Annotated in this window: 3 protein-coding genes; 2 read left to right on the forward strand and 1 reads right to left on the reverse strand. The window is 70.9% G+C overall.

Annotation, left to right across the window (positions count from 1 at the left end):
* Positions 1 to 209 precede the first annotated feature (209 nt).
* Positions 210 to 530: a sulfurtransferase gene (locus AC5LSR_RS12210; RefSeq protein ID WP_250285124.1), complete on the reverse strand. Its 321-nt coding sequence runs from the start codon at positions 528 to 530 to the stop codon at positions 210 to 212.
* Between the two features lie 413 nt (positions 531 to 943).
* Between AC5LSR_RS12210 and AC5LSR_RS12215 the strand changes: the two genes are divergently transcribed.
* Entirely contained in the window at positions 944 to 2,155 is a 1,212-nt protein-coding gene (locus AC5LSR_RS12215) for a cytochrome P450 (protein WP_250285123.1), read from the forward strand.
* Between the two features lie 50 nt (positions 2,156 to 2,205).
* On the forward strand, positions 2,206 to 3,152 hold a 947-nt coding region (locus AC5LSR_RS12220), incomplete at its 3' end, for a cytochrome P450 (RefSeq protein ID WP_493468472.1).

The following is a 3,152-nucleotide window of genomic DNA, read 5'->3' on the forward strand; positions in this document are numbered from 1 at the left end:
GGTCCCAGCTCCGCCCAGGCCCCGCGGCGCCACCGACGAGCAGACCGTCTCCGCCGCGGCAGTCCCCGACAACACCCCGCCCGACAACGCCGCCCACTCCGTCACCCACACCACGGCCACCCACACCCCGCCCGCGGCTGCCCCCGACAGCACCTGAGCCGCCCGGGGCAGCCCCGCGGAACACACCCGCCGCCAGCCAGAGCACGCGGTCAGCCAGGCAGATGGGCGTAGACGACCTCGTTGTCAGGGCCGATGCCCAGCCGGCCCGCCGCGACGGCGAAACGCTCGGCGTCGGGCAACGTGAACGGCAGTTGCACGTCCGGGTCCGACAGCTCACCGGCAAGATCGGCGAAGGCCGCCCCGGGGATGTGGGCACGCTCGTAGTCCGGCCGGCCGCTGGCCGCCTGAAGCCCCTTGACGTCGGGTGGCCAGCTGATGTGCACGGTCGCGTCGAGGACACGCAACCCGGGATCCCCGAGGCGCGCGGCGAGAGCGGCGGCATCGATCAGCGGCGAAAGCGGTCGCGACACACCCGTCAGTATGATATTGCACACCAACCGGCCACCCGGCGTATCAACCGGCCTTAAAGAGCAGCGGGCACGCCCCGGTCCAGCCGAACGGCAGTTCCGCTCACCCGGACAGCCCAGCCCGTACGGCCCGCAGCGACAGGACCGTCCGCGATCACCGTCGGAGGAGCCTCCCCCGCCAGCGCTCTCGACGTGTCCCGGGATTCGCGGCTCCGGACGTTACGCCGGCGATCCGTTTTTCCGATGGCGCCATAGGCGTTCTTGCGGCGCACCGGAATTCATGTGAGCATTTCATCGACATCGTCACCGGATTAGTTCGAAGGATGTTCATCCGCCGGCAGCCGGCGGAGACCGTGACCGCGCAGAATTCCGGCAGGATAATTTCGTGACACCCGTGCCGAGAGAGGGATGTGGACGTGTCCGTTGCGCCGCAGGTTGTCTTCGACGCCTTTCATCCCGCGCACCGATCCAACCCCTACCCGCGGTACGCGGCCGTCCGCGATTTCGCCGCGCTGTACCCGATCAGGCCGGATATTCTCATGGCGACGCGCTACGAGGAGTGCTCGACGGTTTTCACGGACGCGCTGTGGGGCCACGGCTACGAGGCGGGCATCAATCCCTTCCGGCCAGGAGTGGCTCCCGACGACGTGCCGGGGTCGATGCTGCGGATGGACCCGCCGGACCACACCCGGATACGAGGGCTGGTCAAACGGGCGTTCGTCCCGCGCAACACCGAGGGGCTCCGGCAGCGGATCGAAGAGCTCGTCAACGCGCTGCTCGACACGGCGATCGAGGCCGGTGAGGCCGACCTGATGGAGGCGTTCGCGCGTCCGCTGCCGCTCACCGTCATCGGCGACATGCTCGGCATCCCGATCGAGGACCACCCGGCCGTCCAGAGGTGGTCGCTGGAGATCGTCCGCGGCACGGACCCGGACATTCTGCAGTCGCCCGAGAGCCTGGCGCGCAGGCCGGAGGCCATGCGGGAGTTCGAGGCGTACTTCGCGGCGCTGCTCGCGCGGCGTCGCGAGGATCCCCGCGACGACATGCTGAGCGGGATGTGCGCGGCCGAGGACCGCGGCGAACTGAGCGGCCGGGAGGCGCTCGGGCTGGCCGTGGGGCTGCTGATCGGAGGATACGAGACCATCTCCGACCTGATCGGCAAGGGTGTCGTGGCCCTCCTGCGCAACCCCGACCAGATCGCGCGCTGGCTCGCCGATCCCGATCTCGCGGCGCCCGCCGTCGACGAACTGCTCCGCTACGAGCCGCCCGTGCAGTTCACCCACCGGGTCGCGCTGGCGGAACGGGAACTGGCCGGGCACACGTTCGCGCGGGGGGAGGGCATCGTCGTCCTGACCGCCGCCGCCAACCGCGACCCGGCCGTGTACACCGATCCGGAACGGCTGGACATCACCCGGTTCGCCGGCCCCGCGCCCGCGCCGCGCCACCTGTCGTTCAGCGAAGGGCTCCACTACTGCCTCGGCGCGCACCTCGGCCGACTGGAGACCCAGATCGCCGTGGACACCCTCCTGCGCCGCGCCCCCGGGCTCTCCCTGACCGGCGAACCCGTCTGGCGGGACACGGTCGCCATCCACGGGCTGGACACCCTCCCGGTCCGCCTCCAGGACTGACCACCGACCGGCCAGCACGGTATCCGGCCCACCGCATTCCGAGGAGACCAGTGAGCGCGCACGAAACGGACATCGAGCCGGACGTCGCCACTTCTCACGCCGACGTGCCACGGGTCGTCTTCGACGCGTTCAGTCCCGAGCACTGGCCTAACCCCTATCCCCGGTACGCCGCGGCCCGCGAGGCCGACCCGCTTTTCCCCACTCCACTGGGTGTGCATCTGGTGACCCGCTACCAGGACTGCGCGGCCGTTCTCCAGGACGACAACTGGAGCCACGCCCACGAGGCCGAGCTGTTCCATCCCGGCGTCGACACGCTCGACCTGCCGACCTCGTTCCTCTGGATGGATCCGCCCGACCACACCCGGCTGCGCGGGCTGGTCAGCAAGGCGTTCACCCCGCGCACGGTGGCCGACCTGCGCCCCCGCATCGAGCGGCTCGTCACCGACCTGTTCGACGCGATCGTCGAGGCCCGCGAGGTCGACGTGGTCACCGCGTTGGCCTACCCGTTGCCGCTCACCGTTATCGCCGAGCTGCTCGGCGCGCCGGCCGAGGACCACCCGGACCTCCAGCGCTGGTCGGGGGCACTCGCCCGCGGGTTCGACCCCGATCCGCTCCTGCTGCCCGAGGAGCGTGACGCACGCTCCCAGGCCGCCCGCGAGTTCGTGGCCTACTTCCGCGACCTCATCGCCCGGCGTCGCGCCGAACCCGCCGACGACCTGATCAGCGGGCTCGCCGCCGTCGAGGAACAGGGCGACATCCTCACCGAGAACGAGATGCTCGCGACCTGCGTCACGCTGCTGGTGGCCGGGCACGAGACGAGCGTCAACCTGGTCGCCAACGGCATCCTGGCGCTGATCCGCCACCCGGACCAGTACGCCCTGCTGCGGTCCGCCCCGCGGCTGGCGGCGCCCGCCGTCGAGGAGATGCTGCGTTACGACTCGCCGGTGCACATGACCACCCGTCTCGCCCACCAGCGGACGCGGCTCGCCGGGCACAC

Source organism: Protofrankia sp. CiP1_Cm_nod4, assembly GCF_982290645.1.